General features: G+C 62.2%; 17 protein-coding genes and 1 riboswitch. Of the genes, 7 read left to right on the top strand and 10 right to left on the bottom strand.

Going from position 1 to position 15,927, the window contains the following annotated elements:
• Positions 1 to 48: 48 nt before the first annotated feature.
• The gene (locus PVE98_RS00675; protein ID WP_096072222.1) at positions 49 to 969 is read right to left on the bottom strand and encodes an AraC family transcriptional regulator; all 921 of its coding nucleotides are present in this window, start codon (positions 967 to 969) and stop codon (positions 49 to 51) included.
• A gap of 144 nt (positions 970 to 1,113) precedes the next feature.
• Here PVE98_RS00675 and PVE98_RS00670 point away from each other — a divergent pair, with 144 nt between their 5' ends.
• From PVE98_RS00670 to PVE98_RS00655, 4 genes are all read left to right on the top strand, one after another.
• Positions 1,114 to 1,938 (top strand): oxidoreductase, encoded by an 825-nt coding sequence (locus PVE98_RS00670; protein WP_096072223.1) that lies wholly within the window; start codon positions 1,114 to 1,116, stop codon positions 1,936 to 1,938.
• 39 nt (positions 1,939 to 1,977) lie between these two features.
• A complete protein-coding gene (locus tag PVE98_RS00665) occupies positions 1,978 to 2,901 on the top strand; it encodes a LysR family transcriptional regulator (RefSeq protein ID WP_096072224.1) in 924 nt (307 codons plus the stop codon).
• Between the two features lie 76 nt (positions 2,902 to 2,977).
• Positions 2,978 to 3,919, top strand: a complete 942-nt coding sequence (locus PVE98_RS00660; RefSeq protein ID WP_096072225.1) for a glutathione S-transferase family protein — start codon at positions 2,978 to 2,980, stop codon at positions 3,917 to 3,919.
• Between the two features lie 10 nt (positions 3,920 to 3,929).
• Positions 3,930 to 4,535: an alpha/beta fold hydrolase gene (locus PVE98_RS00655; RefSeq protein WP_333620658.1), complete on the top strand. Its 606-nt coding sequence runs from the start codon at positions 3,930 to 3,932 to the stop codon at positions 4,533 to 4,535.
• On the opposite strand, the gene PVE98_RS00650 is transcribed toward PVE98_RS00655, so the two are convergent.
• From PVE98_RS00650 to PVE98_RS00635, 4 genes are all read right to left on the bottom strand, one after another.
• Positions 4,532 to 5,335, bottom strand: coding sequence for a sugar phosphate isomerase/epimerase (locus PVE98_RS00650; RefSeq protein ID WP_033753405.1), 804 nt, complete (start codon positions 5,333 to 5,335; stop codon positions 4,532 to 4,534). The genes PVE98_RS00655 and PVE98_RS00650 overlap by 4 nt on opposite strands.
• Before the next feature lie 73 nt (positions 5,336 to 5,408).
• Positions 5,409 to 5,786 carry a fluoride efflux transporter CrcB gene (gene crcB / locus PVE98_RS00645; RefSeq protein WP_033753408.1) on the bottom strand — a complete coding sequence of 126 codons (378 nt, stop codon included), beginning with the start codon at positions 5,784 to 5,786 and terminating at the stop codon, positions 5,409 to 5,411.
• An 89-nt stretch (positions 5,787 to 5,875) separates the two neighbouring features.
• A riboswitch (Fluoride riboswitch) is annotated at positions 5,876 to 5,952 on the bottom strand.
• 116 nt (positions 5,953 to 6,068) lie between these two features.
• Positions 6,069 to 6,509, bottom strand: coding sequence for a type II toxin-antitoxin system VapC family toxin (locus PVE98_RS00640; protein ID WP_096072226.1), 441 nt, complete (start codon positions 6,507 to 6,509; stop codon positions 6,069 to 6,071).
• Positions 6,490 to 6,759 carry a type II toxin-antitoxin system Phd/YefM family antitoxin gene (locus PVE98_RS00635; RefSeq protein ID WP_096072227.1) on the bottom strand — a complete coding sequence of 90 codons (270 nt, stop codon included), beginning with the start codon at positions 6,757 to 6,759 and terminating at the stop codon, positions 6,490 to 6,492. Before PVE98_RS00635 ends, PVE98_RS00640 begins: the two co-directional genes overlap by 20 nt.
• 145 nt (positions 6,760 to 6,904) lie before the next feature.
• On the opposite strand from PVE98_RS00635, the gene PVE98_RS00630 reads away from it, so the two are divergent.
• Positions 6,905 to 7,831 carry a nucleoside hydrolase gene (locus tag PVE98_RS00630; protein WP_096072228.1) on the top strand — a complete coding sequence of 309 codons (927 nt, stop codon included), beginning with the start codon at positions 6,905 to 6,907 and terminating at the stop codon, positions 7,829 to 7,831.
• Here PVE98_RS00630 and PVE98_RS00625 read toward each other — a convergent pair.
• Positions 7,812 to 8,840: a zinc-binding alcohol dehydrogenase family protein gene (locus PVE98_RS00625; protein WP_096072229.1), complete on the bottom strand. Its 1,029-nt coding sequence runs from the start codon at positions 8,838 to 8,840 to the stop codon at positions 7,812 to 7,814. The two genes, PVE98_RS00630 and PVE98_RS00625, sit on opposite strands and share 20 nt — an antisense overlap.
• Positions 8,841 to 8,977: 137 nt before the next feature.
• On the opposite strand from PVE98_RS00625, the gene PVE98_RS00620 reads away from it, so the two are divergent.
• Together PVE98_RS00620 and PVE98_RS00615 are read left to right on the top strand one after the other, a co-directional pair.
• Positions 8,978 to 9,880, top strand: a complete 903-nt coding sequence (locus tag PVE98_RS00620) for a GntR family transcriptional regulator (RefSeq protein WP_033792735.1) — start codon at positions 8,978 to 8,980, stop codon at positions 9,878 to 9,880.
• A 166-nt stretch (positions 9,881 to 10,046) separates the two neighbouring features.
• Positions 10,047 to 11,399 (top strand): MFS transporter, encoded by a 1,353-nt coding sequence (locus PVE98_RS00615; RefSeq protein WP_033753418.1) that lies wholly within the window; start codon positions 10,047 to 10,049, stop codon positions 11,397 to 11,399.
• A gap of 27 nt (positions 11,400 to 11,426) precedes the next feature.
• Here PVE98_RS00615 and PVE98_RS00610 read toward each other — a convergent pair whose 3' ends face one another.
• The 4 genes from PVE98_RS00610 to PVE98_RS00595 all read right to left on the bottom strand — a co-directional run bounded on the left by PVE98_RS00610 (position 11,427) and on the right by PVE98_RS00595 (position 15,813).
• Complete coding sequence (locus PVE98_RS00610; protein ID WP_096072230.1) at positions 11,427 to 12,818, bottom strand: hypothetical protein; 1,392 nt, start codon at positions 12,816 to 12,818, stop codon at positions 11,427 to 11,429.
• Positions 12,811 to 13,731, bottom strand: a complete 921-nt coding sequence (locus tag PVE98_RS00605; protein WP_033753422.1) for an alpha/beta fold hydrolase — start codon at positions 13,729 to 13,731, stop codon at positions 12,811 to 12,813. The genes PVE98_RS00610 and PVE98_RS00605 overlap by 8 nt, the downstream gene beginning before the upstream one ends.
• 82 nt (positions 13,732 to 13,813) lie before the next feature.
• Positions 13,814 to 14,722 carry a LysR family transcriptional regulator gene (locus tag PVE98_RS00600; RefSeq protein ID WP_033753424.1) on the bottom strand — a complete coding sequence of 303 codons (909 nt, stop codon included), beginning with the start codon at positions 14,720 to 14,722 and terminating at the stop codon, positions 13,814 to 13,816.
• 2 nt (positions 14,723 to 14,724) lie between these two features.
• Positions 14,725 to 15,813 carry a dipeptidase gene (locus PVE98_RS00595; protein ID WP_096072231.1) on the bottom strand — a complete coding sequence of 363 codons (1,089 nt, stop codon included), beginning with the start codon at positions 15,811 to 15,813 and terminating at the stop codon, positions 14,725 to 14,727.
• Positions 15,814 to 15,927 lie beyond the last annotated feature (114 nt).

Genomic DNA, 15,927 nt, shown 5'->3' with positions numbered 1-15,927 from the left:
AAAAGCTAGTCAAGCAGGTTTTGCCGCACAGCGAAAGGGCGACGGCACCTAATGTGAAGCGACGAAGAGCGCGTTCGGCTGGGCGGGCGGCAGCGCGAAGCCATCACGCAGCCGCCTGGCCTCTTCGCCCGGCGACAGGCCGAACAGCCGGCGGAATTCGCGGCTGAACTGCGAAGGACTTTCATACCCCACCGCCAGGCTGGCCGCGGCGGCGGTCATCTGCTGGCGCACCATCAGCAGCCGCGCCTGATGCAGGCGGATCGACTTCACATACTGCATCGGCGACGTCTGGGTGACGGCGCGAAAGTGGGCGTGAAAGGTCGCATGGCTCATGCCGGCGCGGCGGGCGAGCTGGGCGATATCCAGCGTCTGAGCATAGTGCTGATGAATATGGCGCAGCGCATGGGCGATTTTGCCGAAGGCGCCCTGCTGCGTCAGCGCGGCGCGCAGTTCGCCGCCCTGCTCGCCGTTCAGCACGTGGAAGTAAATTTCCCGTACCAGCGCCGGGCCAAGCAGCGCGGCCTGCAGCGGATCGCTCAGCGCATACAGCAGCCGCGTCACCGAACGCTGCATCGCCTCGTCGAGCGGCGTAGAAACCATCCCGGCCGGCTGATGCGTGACCGTCGCGCCCGCCTGCTCCATCTGCAGCAGCAGCTCCGCCGCTACCGGCAGATCGAGATGCATATAGACCGCCAGCAGCGGCGCCTCGGCGCTGGCGTCGGTCTCCATGATAAAAGGCACCGGCACCGAGACCGCCAGATAGTGCTGCGCGTCGTAGCAATAGACGCGATCGCCGAAATAGCCGCGCTTGCGGCCCTGCAGCACGATCACGATGCCGGGATCGTAGAGCACCGGCGTGCGGCTCAGCGGACGGTTGGATCGCAGCAGCCGCACGTCGGGCAGCGGCATCAGGTTGTAGCCTTCCTGCGGCGCAAGCGCGGCGATCAGGCGGAGGGAGTCGGCGTTCATAAGAGGATTATGCACGCTACGGCGCGGTTTGGCCGCTGTTGAGAATGAAAATCAGCGTTTCAGGCAAGGATGGCAGAGGAACGGGCATCCTCTTTTGCGGGCGACGGGCGCAGGCTTAAGCCTCACCCACAGAGAGGAAAGCAGATGAAACAGATCATGATCACCGGCGTCAGCAGCGGCTTCGGTCAGGCGCTGGCGCAGGCGGCGCTGGCAGCGGGCCACCGCGTTTTCGGCACCGTGCGCAGCCAGCAGGCGCTGGACGCCTTTACGGCGCTGGAGCCGACGCGCGCCCACGGCGCGATACTCGATCTCACCGACGTAGAGCGCATCGCCCCGCTGGTGGCGGCGTTTGAAGAGGCGCACGGCCCGCTCGACGCGCTCATCAACAATGCGGGCTACGGCCATGAGGGTATTTTCGAAGAGGCGACGCTGGCGGAGATGCGGCACCAGTTTGACGTCAACGTCTGGGGAGCGGTCGCGATGATGAAGGCGCTGGTGCCGCGTTTCCGCGCGCGGCGACGCGGGCAGATTATCACTATCACCTCGATGGGAGGCCTGATTACGCTGCCCGGCATCAGCGACTATTGCGCCAGCAAATTCGCGCTGGAAGCCTTTTCGGAAACCCTGAGTCAGGAGCTGGCCGCTTTTAATATCGCCGTGACCGCCGTCGCGCCGGGCTCGTTTCGCACCGACTGGGCAGGCCGCTCCATGGTGCGCAGCCCGCGCGCCATCAGTGATTATGACGCGATCTTCGATCCGGTGCGTGAAGCGCGCCTCGCCAAAAGCGGCCGACAGAACGGCGATCCCCATAAAGCGGCGCAGGCGATCCTCGGGCTGCTGGACCATCCCGCGCCGCCGGCGCATCTGCTGCTGGGCAGCGACGCGCTGCAGCTGGTGCGCGATAAGCTGCGCCGCCTTGAGAGCAGCTTTGCCGAATGGGAGAGCGTCACGCGTTCAACCGACGGCTAAAAGCCTGTACATTGGCGTTTTAATCTGCAGGAACGCCCTATGGATCGGCTTGATTGCGACCGAATGTTCGTCGCCGTACTGGAGCTGGGCAGCTTTGCCGCCGCGGCGGCGCGGCTCGGCGTCAGCAGCGGTCAGGCGTCAAAACTGGTATCGAAGCTGGAGCGGCAGCTCGGCGTGCAGCTGGTTAAGCGCAGCACGCGCGCGCTGTCGCCCACCGACGTCGGCCGCACTTACTACGAACAGGTTAAAACGCTGCTGGACGCCTTTGACGCGCTCGACGTCAGCGTACGCGAAAGCGCCGGCACCCCGAGCGGCCGGCTGAATATCAGCGCGCCCGTGACCTTCGGCAGCGCGGTGCTCTCCCGCGTGCTGGCCGCCTTCGCCAGACGCTATCCGCTGATCGAACTGGACGTCAGCTTTTCCGATCGCCCAGTCAGTATCGTGGACGAAGGCTTCGATATCGCCGTACGCATCGGCAACCTGAGCGACAGCAGCCTGATTGCGCGCCGTCTGGGGGGAATAGCGGTGCGGCTCGCCGCTTCGCCGCGCTATCTGCAGCAGTACGGCACGCCGCAGCACTGGCGCGCCATCAGCGATCATCAGTGCATTACCGACACCAACTTCCGCGATCCCTGGAACTGGCCGTTCGTCAGCGAGACAGGCGAGACGGTGACCGTACCGGTGCGTGGCCGTCTGCGCCTGGCCAATACCGAAGCCTGCCTGCAGGCGGCGCTCGCCGGGCTGGGTATCGCCCGGCTGCCGGACTTTATCGCCGCGCCCGCGCTGCAGCGCGGCGATATCGTGCCAGTGCTGGCGCGCTACGACGTGCCGCCGCTCGGCCTGTTCGCGCTCTATCCCGCCGCGCGCCATCTGCCGCAGCGCACGCGGCTGCTGGTCGATTTTCTGGCGGATCACTTCGATCGTTTTCCGCCCGGCCGATCCCTTCCACAATGGAAAGAATGATTGTCGTTTTGACGTGATTATCAGCCGTCAGGAAGCGTAATAAGCTGCTGCTTATATCAGCATGAGGAGCAGCGCAATGTTAGTCAGAGGTAAATGGAGTGCGGAGTGGCATCCGGTTCAGGCCACGGATAAACAGGGCGGATTTGTTCGCCAGACGTCGAGTTTTCGCCACTGGATCAGCAGCGACGGCAGCACCCCCTTTGCCGCCGAGCCGGATCGCTATCACCTCTATGTGGCGCTGATCTGCCCCTGGGCTTCGCGCGCGCTGATCGCCCGCAAGCTAAAAGGGCTGGAATCGGTTATCAGCGTGTCGGTGGTTGAGCCGCAGCTTGGCGAGCAAGGCTGGCGCTTCGGCGACTTTCCCGGCGCGGATCGCGATACCCTCAACGGCGCGCGCTTCCTGCACGAACTCTATACCCGCGCCGATGCCGACTTTACCGGACGCGCCACCGTGCCGGTGCTGTGGGACAAAAAGACGCAAACCATTGTCAACAACGAGTCGGCGGATATTGTGCGCATGCTTAACAGCGGTTTCGGCGACCTCGCCGATAACCGTATCGATCTCTTTCCCGACGCGCTGCGTGATGAAATCGAAACGCTGAACGCGGCGATCTACCCGCGCCTGAACAACGGCGTCTACCGCGCCGGTTTTGCCACCACCCAGCTCAGCTATCAGCACGCCTACAGCGACGTTTTCGAGCAGTTGAACGAGCTGGAAACGCGGCTGGCCGACGGCCGCACCTTTCTGTTCGGCGAGCGCGTTACTGAAACGGATATTCGCCTTTTCGTGACGCTTATCCGCTTCGACGTCGCCTATTACGGCCTCTTCAAGTGCAATCAGCGTCGGGTGCGCGACTATCCGTTGCTCAACCGCTATCTGAAGAGCATGCTGTGGATTTCCGGCGTGCGCGAGACGGTAAATATCGAGCACATCAAACAGGGCTACTATTCCATTAAGGCGCTCAATCCCAACGGGATCGTGCCGGCAGGCCCGGATATGAGCGAGTATGGTTTTTAAGGAGAAGCGGATGGCGAAAGCATTAGTGATTTTTCTGCATGGCGTCGGCAGCAACGGCGAGGATTTAGCGGCGCTGGGCCGCCACTGGGCGCCGCTGTTGGCGGACGTCATCTTCGCCGCGCCCGATGCGCCCTTCTCTTTTCCCCATGGCGCAGGCTTTGAGTGGTTTAGCCTCGACGGCGTGACGCCGGAGAACCGTCCGGCGCGGGTGCGTGCCGCGCGCGAAACCTTCGACGCCACGCTGGAGCCGATTCTCGCGCGCCACGGGCTGCGCGACCAGTGGGACAAGGTGGTGCTGGTCGGCTTTTCGCAGGGATCGATCATGGCGCTCGACGCGCTGGCGTCAGGACGCTTTCCGCTGGCGGGCGTGGTGGCCTTCTCCGGCCGGCTGGCGTTTGACGAGCCGCTGTCGCCTGCGGTTCAGACCCCCGCGCTGCTGATCCACGGCCACGCCGACGCGGTGATCCCGTGGCGCGAGAGCGAGTCGGCCGCGCAGCGCCTGAAAGCCGCCGGCGTGCCCCTTGAGCTTCAGCTTGAACCCAGGACAGAGCACACCATTTCCGCGCAGGGCGCGATGCGCGCCGCCGCGTTTATCGCGCAGTGCCTGCAGGACTAAGGCCAGAAGCGCCGTAGCGCGGCATACGCCTGCCGCGCCGCCTCATGCGGCGGCAGGCGTTTCAGGTCGTCATTAAACACCTCAATGCCTATCGGTCCCTGATAGTTCGCGCTTTTCAGCTTATCGATAAAGCTGTCGATATCGATCATGCCCGCGCCGGGCAGCTGGCGCCGATGTTTCGCCAGCGCCATGATCGCCTCTTTATCCTGCGGCGAAGGCTGAACCACCATATCGCACAGCTGCACTTCATAAATCCGCTCGGCGGGGATCCCGTCGAGATGCGAGGCGTCGCCGCCCAGCGCGCAGATATGAAACAGATCGACCACCAGACCGATATTGGGCTGATCGAGACGCTGCAGCCGCTCCCAGGCTTTCGGCAGCGTATTATCGACGCTGCACCATGCCATCGGCTCATACATGATGCGCATGTCGAAGCGCGCGGCCTCGGAAGCCAGCCAGCGCAGATCTTCGTCGATTTGCCCGGCAATGCAATCTTCGCGCGTGGTGGCGGGCGCCTGAAGGGTGTCGCAGCCCAACGCCTGCGCCATCTCGATAAACTGGCGCAGCTCGTCCCGCTTTTGCCGACGCAGCTCGCCGGGCGCGCCGGTAAAATCGCGCAGCACCTGCAGGTTGGTGAAGCCGAGCCCCTGCTGCGCCAGATGCGCCGCGCCCTGTTGGGAGGCGTCGACATCTTCACGCCAGATTTCGACCTGATCGAAGCCGGCGTCGCGCGCCGCCTGAAGTTTCTCTTCGGTGTTACCGCTTAACAGCACCAGGTTAAGGAATGCAGGCTGAGTCATGAACGTCCTCCTTAATCGTCCGGAATAATCGGTTGCCGCAGAGGCGAAATGTTTCTGCGGCCGGTATTTGCCCTTAGCCGAGGAAATTCACCAGCGCGAAGCCGGCAAAAGTCATCAGCAGCGATCCGGCAACGTGCGTCAGCACGCTCGTCATCGCCCACAAATACTTACCTGATTGTAGCAACATGAGGATTTCTGCCGAGAAAGTAGAGAAAGTCGTCAGACCGCCGCATAAGCCGGTGACGATCAGCAGCTTCCAGGCTGGGTCGAGCTGGGGATTTTTGACAAACCAGGCCAGCGCGGCGCCGATAATAAAGCCGCCAGCCAGGTTCACCAGCAGCGTGCCGGGCGGCAGGCTGGGAAAAAGCGCGTTAAAGCGCAGCGAGATAAGCCAGCGCAGCGTACAGCCTGCAGCGCCGCCCAGCATCACGGCGAACAGCGACTTCAACATGATTAACTCCTGTAGTCAGCGATCGCGCAGGGAGGTGGCGGAGAGAGCACGAGCCTGACACACCAGCAACGCCTGCGAGAGGATTTGGGTTGATGTCAGGCGTCATCAGCCGCTGGGATCGCCAGCAGGCGGTTGGGGAAGGTGGAACGCCATCACCTTAAGGCGTTGATAATACGATGAGGCACAGGGAGAGACAAGCAGGTCAGACGAGCAGCAGACGGCGAAAAAGCAGATTCTGAAGGCTTTGCCGCGGCGAGTTTGTTAATAAAAAAGATTCTCTTTTCAGCAGCATTTGATAATTTTTATATAGTCTGAGCAGTACTGAATAATCTTTTCATCATTGGTTATTAAGGCTAGTTTTTCTTCTCGAGCCTGAGCGACCAGCAAACGGTCAAAAGGATCTTTATGCATCTTTTCCGGTAAGTTGCGAATGGAGCAGGCATGGCGCGAAGTAATGGGGAGTTCAATATAGCCCGCCTCTTTTAATCCTTCAGTAAGGCTAGCTGGATCAAAGCCAAAATCGGGTTTGCCTAAATCGGCCTTGATAGCGATTTCCTGAATTGAGGCGGGCGAATAATAAAGCCGATTATTGTGGTCGGCGAGAATAGCAATGGTCTCTTTAGCGAGTTTTTCTGGCTGCCAGCCTATCCAGATAAGTGCATGAGTATCAATTAAATATCCGCCTGCTGACAGAACAGGCGCTTTATTCTTCCCTGGCGCCATACTCGCTATTCCCATAAAACAGTTCTTCGATTTTGTCGGCGTGCAGTTCATTGAAGTTGTCTGGCACGCTGGTTTCGCCCTTTTCTTTCATAAATCCGATGCGCGGCGTTTTCTCAGCTGGCGTCAAAGGAACGAGTTTCGCCATAGGCTGACCGTTACGGGCGATAATATATTCCTCACCTGTCGCCGCTACATTCGCTATGAGTTTAGAAAAATTCGTTTTCGCATTGTAAAGGTTCAACTTGTGCATAAAACCTCTGTTAGTTGGTCAAGTTTCTGGCTAATTGGCGTGCTTTGTTAGTCTAAAGGCATCATGTTTCCTGGTCAATTTTTATTCAGAGTGCCCAGAGAATACTGATGTAATCATTCGTAGAGTCCTGATTTAGGGAGAAGTGATGCGCACTTTGATTTTCGATACCGATATCGGCGTAGACGACGCCTTTGCGCTGGCTTATGCGGCGCGCACGCAGCGGCTGCTGGGCATCACCACGGTGTTCGGCAACGTGGCGGTAGGACAGGCGGTAAAGAACGCTCGCCTGTTTTGCGATAAGATGCAGATCGACGCGCCGGTCTACCGCGGCTGTTCGCGCCCGCTGGCGCTGGCGCCCAGCGAGCCGGCGACGCTGCATGGCGCCGACGGCTTAGGCGACGCATTTGACAATACTTACAGCGACGCGGCGCCGGGCGCGGTGCAGTTTATTATCGACAGCGTGCGCGCCCGGCCGCATGAAATTACGCTGGTGGCGATTGGCCCGCTGACCAACATCGCCAGCGCCATCAATCAGGCGCCGGACATTATTCCGCTGGTTAAAGAGCTGGCGATCATGGGCGGCGCATTCGGCACCGACGGCCACAGCGGCAACGTGACGCCTTTCGCCGAGTTCAATATCTGGAAAGATCCGCACGCCGCCGATCAGGTGCTCAGCTCGGCGCTTAACATCGTGGTGCTGCCGCTCGACGTGACGCACAAGGTGTTGATCAGCGGCCAGGAAGTCGAGCAGCTTAACCAGCCGGTGCTGAGCGCCATCGTGCGGCCCTATCTTGCCTATAGTCTGCAAAAAGAGGGGTTCGACGGCATGGCGCTGCACGACACGCTGGCGATCGCCTGGCTCTGCCAGCCCGAGGCGTTTCAGCTAAGCGAAGGTCCGCTGCGCGTGATCACCGAGGGCATCGCGCGCGGGCAAACGGTGCGTAAGCTGAGCGCGCTGGCGTCGCGGGGGGATCCGTTTCGCCACCTGCCTGCCCAGCGCGTGGCGCTGAGCGTGGACGCCGCGCGGGTGCGCGACCACTTCTTCCGCACGCTTAGCGATCGAAGTGAATAACGCCCTTTATCAGCTCGCGGTTGTTGATCACCTGCGGCTCGAAGCTTTCCGCCAGCGTCGAGAAAGCGAAGTGCGCGTTAAGCATCATCGCGGCGCGCAGCTGGCCGCTCGCCATCAAATCGCGCACGCGATCGAAGTCTTCGCGCGTCGCGTTGCGGCTGCCCATGAGCGTGGTCTCTTTCTTGTGGAACTCGCTGTCCGGGATCACCAGATCGCCCTTATGCAGGCCGACATAGACCACGGTGCCGCCGTGCCGCATCAGGTTGACGGCGTTGTTCATCGCCGCCGGGCTGCCGGTGGCGTCGAGCACTTTTAGCGCCAGCCTACCGTTGAACTGCGCGCGCAGCGCGTCGTAAAAATCGTCGCGCGCCGGATCGATTGCCGCCAGACCCAGCTCTTTCGCGACGTGCGCGCGGCGAAACTCGCTGGTGTCCGCCACCACGACGTTAGCGCCCGCTGCCGCAGCGATCGCCGCCACGCCCAGGCCGATCGGCCCTGCGCCCACCACCAGCACATCCTCGTCCGCGCCGACGCTTGCCCGGCGCACCGCATGCGCGCTGATGGCGAACGGCTCAATCAGCGCGGCGGCCTCCGGCGCCACCTCTTCTACCTGCAGCAGATTGCCGGCCGGCACGGCGAGGTATTCGCAAAAGCCGCCATCCTGATGCACGCCGATCACGGAAATCTGTTCGCAGCAATTGGTTTTGCCGCTCTGGCAGGCATCGCAGCGCAGACAGGAGATATAGGGGATCAGCGCCACGCGCTGGCCCGGCTCAACGCCCGTTGCGCCTTCGCCCAGCGCGACCACTTCGCCGCACAGCTCATGTCCCAGCACGCGCGGATAGCTGAAGAACGGCTGATTGCCCGCCCAGGCGTGGATATCGGTGCCGCAGATGCCGGCGGCGATGATTTTAATCAGCGCCTCGCCCGCCGCAGGCACAGGCCGCTCGCGCGTGGCCCAGATCATTTTCTTTGGTTCAGCGATGACCAGGCTTTTCATTGTCGTCATGGGAATTCTCCTGTTGTCCTGCCGCAGTTATGACGAATTGATCACCCACCGGCTGTTTTGCCCGCGCGATCTGTGAGGCACGGCGTTTTTTTTGGGATTTGAATGGGTTTTAATAAATAAAAAACCGGAGAGTCCCCGTGAGCCGCAACCTGAATCTGCGCCAGAACGTCATCAACCAGATGCTGGAAGGGATCGCCCAGCGCCATATTCGTTCGCCGCTGCCTGCCCAGGCCGCGCTGGCGGAGATGTTCAATATCAGCCGCACCACGGTGCGCCATACGCTGCACTATCTGGCGCAGCGCGGCGTGCTGGAAAAAGTGGCCGGAACTTACGTGATCGTGCGGCAGCCGCAGGAAGAGGATGGTTTCAGCGAGCTGACCTCACCGATTGAGCAGCAGGCGAGCCAGTTCGAACAGGCCTTTTTCGAGATGATCAATCAGCGCCAGCTTTCGCCCGGCGACGCCTTTAGCGAGCTACAGCTGGCGCAGCGGGTGAAGGTCAGTCCGGTGGTGGTGCGCGAGTTTCTGCTGCGCTTTATGCGTTACGATCTGCTGGAGCCGGTCAAGCGCGGCCGCTGGCGCATGAAGAAGTTCACCCTGGACTATGCCGACAAGCTGTTCGAGCTGCGCGAGATGCTGGAAACGCACGCGCTGACGCGCTTTCTTAACCTGCCGCCGCAGGATGAGCGCTGGATTCAGGCGCGTGACCTGCTGGATCGCCACCGCGCCCTGCGCGACACCATCGCCAGCGACTACCGCCAGTTCGCCGCGCTGGATAAAGAGCTGCATTCGCTGATCCTCTCCGCCGCCAACAATCCCTTTTTCAACCACTCGCTGGAGATTATTTCCGTTATTTTTCATTCGCACTACCAGTGGGACGAGCGCGATCTCAAGCAGCGCAACATCGTGGCGCTGGAGGAGCATATGGCGCTGCTCTCCGCGCTTATTGGCCGTCAGGACGTCGATGCGCTGCTGGCGCTGCATAACCATCTGGCCACCTCCCGCTCATCGATGGCGCGCTCGATCCGTCAGTACAATTAAAAACCGATTAAAAACCGCAAAGCATTAGCTCCCGCACGAATCAGAAACATCTTCGCAACATCCTGGCTGCATTGCTTCTAGTCTCGACTGCAACTCATGGCGGCCGCCTGGCCGCTATGTCCTTAGCTGTCTGATAACGATAACGACCCCGCTACGGGAGAATGCCATGGAAAATACCTCAACCCGCGACGCTAAAAATCCGGCCGCCGGAACGCCGCCAGAGCAGGAATATGTGCCGGCGCGCAGCGATATCGTGCGCTCGCCGCGCATTCGCAAGATTCAGATCACCGCTATGCTGCTGCTGCTGTTCGCAGCCATCATTAACTATCTCGACCGCAGCTCGCTCTCGGTCGCCAACATGACCATTCGCGAGGAGCTGGGGCTGAACGCCACCGAGATCGGCATGCTGCTCTCCGCCTTTTCGCTGGCGTATGGGCTGGCGCAGCTGCCCTGCGGCGCGCTGCTGGACCGTAAAGGGCCGCGCATTATGCTCGGCCTCGGCATGTTCATCTGGTCGCTGTTTCAGGCGGCGGCCGGGCTGGTGCATAACTTCACCCAGTTTATTCTGGTGCGCATCGGCCTCGGCATCGGCGAAGCGCCGATGAACCCGTGCGGCGTAAAGGTGATCAACGACTGGTTCAACATTAAAGATCGCGGCATGCCGATGGGCTTCTTCAACGCCGCCTCGATGATCGGCCTGTCGGTGGCGCCGCCGGTGCTGGCCGCGATGATGCTGGCGTTCGGCTGGCGCGGCATGTTCATTATCATCGGCGTGCTCGGCATGTTTCTGGCGATTGGCTGGTACCTGATTTATCGCGATCGCGACAACAATAAGCTCAGCGCGGAAGAGATCCACTATTTGCAGGCGGGCAGCGTGGCGTCGCGTAAAGAGCCGCTGAGCTTCGCCGAATGGCGCGGCCTGTTTAAGCAGCGCACCATGTGGGGCATGATGATCGGCTTTAGCGGCATCAACTATACCGCCTGGCTCTATATCGCCTGGCTGCCGGGCTATCTGCAGTCGACCTACCATCTGGATCTGAAGAGTACCGGCCTGCTGGCGGCGATTCCGTTCCTGTTCGGCGCGGCGGGCATGCTGCTGAACGGCTACGCGGTGGATGCGCTGGTGCGCCGCGGCTTCGACGCGGTGAAGACCCGCAAGGTGTGCATTATCTCCGGCATGCTGCTATCGGCGGCCTTTACCGCCTTCGTGACGCGCGCCACCGATACCACCAGCGCCGTCACGCTGATCGGGATGGCGCTGTTCTGCATCCACTTCGCGGGCACCTCCTGCTGGGGCCTGATCCACGCTAACGTGACGGCGCGCATGACCGCGTCGGTCGGCAGCATCCAAAACTTCGCCAGCTTTGTCTTTGCCTCCTTCGCACCGGTCATCACCGGCTGGGTGCTGGATACCACGAAGTCGTTCAGCCTCGCGCTGATGATTTGCGCCGGTATCGCCGTGGTGGGCGCCCTCGCCTATCTGGTGCTGGTGCGTAAGCCGATCACCGACGGCGTATAGCAATAAAGCAGCCGGGCGCTCGCCCGGCTAGCTCAGTTTATGCAGCGTCACGCCGTGGCGCGCGCCGTAGCGCTCGATGCCGGAAATAACTTTTTCCACGCTCAGCGGCGGCGGCGGCGCGAAGAGCGGCGCCCGCGCCCGCAGCGCGGCGTCGAAGTGCGCGAAAGCGGCCAAATCATGCGGATAGCGCTCGGTATCGACCCCGACGAACGCTCCCTCGTTCATCGCGCGGTCGAGCAATCCCTGCCAGCGCTCGAGCGGCGCCAGCCCGATGCTCTCCGTTCCGGTTGAATAGAGCAGCATATCGATATCGCGATAGCGCGGCTGCCGGTCGAGGAAGCGCGTCAGCGAGGCGGCGGAAGGCTCGGCGCCCGACATCAGCCAGAACGGAATGGCGTGCTGACGCATGGCGCACCAGGGATCCATCAGCAGATAGCTGCCCACCGTCAGGCGCGTCGCGTGGATGCCCGCCGCCAGATACCAGTCGCGGTAGATCTCCGCCACCACGAAGCTCAGCGCCTCGGGATCCTGATAGCGTATCTCCATCAGCTGCCAGCCCTGATCCGCCGCCAGCTTTTTCAGCGGCGATTTCAGGTATTCGTCCAGTCCCCACTCCGCTTCCGGCACCCGATCGGTAGGCACGGGCGCCTGCCACTGCTCGCGCTCGCTGCCGTAACGCGCCAGCAGTTCCGCTACGCGTCCGCCGCCCTGCAGGTATTCGTTCTCCGTTGCGCCGCCCAGCGCGCCGAACTGGAAGAAAGAGCGATCGCTTGTGCGCGTCACCGGCCACTGCTGCGTGCAGTGGCTGATGAACAGCGTGCTTTTGCCCGGCAGGCTGCGCATCAGGAACTCATTAAAGGCGAGCGGCAGCGCGCGCAGCTTCAGATGGAAGTAGCGCAGTTTGTCGAGCATCAGCCGGTCCTGATTGGGATCCTGGATTTGATGCACCGCCAGACGCGGCCACGCGGCCAGCAGCGCCGCCGCCACCGCTTTGCCCTGCTCAAAGCTCGCCTGAGCGTCGTCGGGATCGCTGTGCGGCGAACGTACCGGACAGAGAAAGGTTTGCGGCAGCCAGGGCGCGCCCGCCGCTGCCGCCAGATGGGTCAGCGCACCGTTCGATGAGCCGATAAAGGCGGCGGGATAGTCGCGTTCCGGATATTCGCTCACCATCCATTCGGCGATGCCTTCGATATCGAGATCGCCCGCCTGCGATTCGGTGATGCCTTCCGCCATGCCGCCGACGGCATAGCCCCACTCTCTCAGCCGGGTCGGCAGGCGGTCGAGCGACGGCAGCAGGCGATCGCGCATCGGCGACGCGTCGGCGTCGTCGACCGGCTTATCATGCAGCGTGTGGGCCAGCGCCATCAGCATGGCGGTGGCAGAGTCGAAGCGTGCGATGCCTTTGGGCAGTTTACTCATCCTGATTCTCCTGCTGAATGCGCGTCAGAAAGGGACGGATGGCGTGGCGGAAGCTCCACGGATAGACGTAGTGCAGCGTATGGGTGCCGCCGCGCAGCGTCAGCACCTCGCCGCGCGGCATCAGCGCGCCCAGCTCGTCGACCCAGCGCGCGGGCGACACGCTATCGCGCGAGCCGCGCAGCAGCAGCGTCGGCGCGTTGATATAGGGCAGACGATGTTCAATACGGTCCTGCAGTAGCAGACGATGGGTTTTCAGCGCGCGCCACAGGCCAGCTTTGGCGAGGTCGACGTGCATCAGCGACGTGGAGGAGCGATGGCGTTCGAGACGGCTGTTTCGCCAGCCGCGCCACGCCTGACGCAGCAGGCTGCGCGCGTGGCGATCCACCGTCGGGCCCTGGAAAACCAGCGCGGCCACCGCGTCGGGATGCCTGACGGCCAGCGCGGCGAGCACCTGACAGCCGGAGGCGCTGCCGATCCAGATAGCGCGCGTCAGTTGGTTATGCTGCAGCCATTGCCACAGCGCGTCGGCCTGCTCTTCGACCGACAGCACAGGCGCCGATGCCGGCAAGACGCTGGCGCCGAAACCGGGCAGATCGGGCACCAGCACGCGATAGTTATTGCTCAGCGCCAGCGCCAGCTCCTCCATCGAGCGTCCCGACATCACCAGCTCATGTACCAGCACCAGCGGGAGGCCGGGCGCGTCGTGGGGCGTGACGCGCGTAAACATGCGCCACTCGCCAACCTGTTGAAAATAACCGGCCAGTCCGGCGTGATGGCTGCGCGGCGAAACAGGCGGCGTCTGTTTTAACCGCCGCCACTGCTGAACGCCCCACCAGGTTGCCGCTGCGCCCAGCCCCAGACCGGCCAGCAGCGCGCCGCTTTTCCAACGCGTCGGTTGTTCCTTACGCCTCATTACCCGCTCCTGAATATGGTTGTGTCACTTCAGTGTAGGCGGCGAAATCGTGACCAGCAGGCGAGGCGGGAGAAAGTTATTGTCAGGGACGCGCCAGCCGCGCCTCGCACTGCTGCGCGATCTCCCACAGGCGATGGCGGATAACCTGCTTCAGGTGCAGCGTGGACTGCGACTGCGGTCGATCGCGACGGCTGATAAGCATCACCTCAAACGGCAGCGGCTGCGCGACCGGCAGCAACGTCAGCTGATCGGCGTAGCGACAGGCGGTAAAAAGGTCGACCACGCCGACGCCGCCGCCCGCCAGCACCATATCGGCGATAACAGAGTAGGTTTTAATCGAGAGCGAAACGGCCGGATAGAGCCGCTTATCGTAAAGCGCGCGGTGCAGCACGCGGCCAAGCGGATCCTGCGCCTGCATCAGCAGCAGATTATTGGCGCACAACCACTCCAGCGACACCGGCTCTTCGCGGCTGAGATGAGGAGGCAACAGCGCCACCATTGAGGAGTGGAAAAGTGGCTCCGCCAGCAGGTCCGCATCGACCTGCTGACCAAACACCAGCGCAAAATCGAGCTGGTCGTCAAGAATGTTGCGGCACAGCGTGGAAAAATGCTCGGTTACAAGCTCGACGTTGACCGCCGCCGCCTGATGCCGATAGCGCACCAGCGCGGGCGCCATCACCATCTGACCAAAAGCGTGCGCCGCGCCGACGCGCACCGTCTGCCCTTCGCCGCGCCGCAGCTGATCTGCCAGCTGGTTAATCGCCTGAAGGCGATGGTAAAGCGCGTCGATTTCAGGCAGCAGTCGCCGTCCCTCAGCGGTGATCACCAGCCCTTGCGCGCGCCGTTCGAACAGCGCAAAACCCAGCTGCTGCTCGGCATGATTGAGCACGCGGCTGACGTTAGGCTGCGACACGTTTAGCAGCCGCGCCGCGCCGCTGATGCTACCCGCCTGAACGATCGCCTGAAAAACTTCAATATGACGCAGACGCATGGTTATTCGCCCCAGGTCGCTTCCAGCACGCGCAGCCAGTTGCCATAACAGATTTTATGCAGCAGCTCAGCGCTATAGCCGCGCGCCGCCAGCGCGGCGACCAGCCGAGGGAAGCCAGCGACGTCGCGAAAATCGTCCGGCATGGTGGCGCCGTCGAGATCGGAGCCGAAACCCACGCCATCTTCGCCGACCTTGTCGAGAAGATACTCAACGTGGCGAACAATTTCCTCCAGGCTGGTCGGCGCGTCGCGCCTGCCGTCTTCGCGCAAAAAAGGCACGGCGAAATTCACCCCGACAAAGCCGCGCGTCTCGGCGATCGCCGCCAGCTGGCGATCGGTAAGGTTACGCGACTGGGCGCTGAGCGCGTGTGCGTTCGAGTGGCTTGCCACCAGCGGCGCGTCGCTGATGGCGGCAGTGTGCCAGAAGCCTTTTTCATCCATATGGGAGAGATCGACCAGAATGCGGCGCCGGTTACAGTCGCGCACCAGCTGTTTACCCGCGTCGGTCAGCCCGTAGCCGATATCGGGCGACGATGGAAAGCGAAAGGGTACGCCTTCGCCGAACTGGTTAGGGCGGCTCCACAACGGCCCCAGACTGCGCAGGCCGCTGGCGTACAGGATATCGAGCAGTTCCCCATCGACGTCCAGCGCCTCCGCGCCCTCAATATGCATCACCACCGCCAGCCTGCCGCGGGCCATAGCGTCGCGAATATCACGCACGCTGCGGCAGATTTTGATCTGCGCCGGCGCGGCCTGTTCGATGCGCAACAGCAGCGCCAGCATGGCGAAGGTGGCATCGCGCGCGGTGGCGTTCACCTCCTGAGAGAGAGAAACAGGAAGTGGCGCGCTTCTTGCAGCGCTCCCATCGTCCGCGGCGGCGAGCGAGGCCTGCCCTGGCGCCCAGGCGGCGAAAAGGCCGCCCGCCATATTGCCCTGACGCAGGCGCGGAAAATCGAGCTGGCCTGACGCGGTACCCTGCAAAAAGGCGTTAACCGCGTCAGGGCGATGGTGCTGCCACAGCCGACAGAGCACGTCGTTGTGACCGTCGAATACGGGAACGTCCGGCCACGCCTGATGATGATTTTCCGACATTTTTTAGATTCCGTTGGCAAAGGGTATTGCACAAAAGCGGCATGCAGGCGGCGCGGACGCACCAAAACAGAGCAGGCGTTTTATGCGGCGTAAAGAGCAATCATTAATCTCCCG

It is taken from the genome of Pantoea sp. GABEPS69 (assembly GCF_045780835.1).
GTDB classification, from domain to species: Bacteria; Pseudomonadota; Gammaproteobacteria; order Enterobacterales; family Enterobacteriaceae; genus Pantoea; species Pantoea septica.
This window is presented reverse-complemented; position numbering and strand designations above follow the sequence as displayed.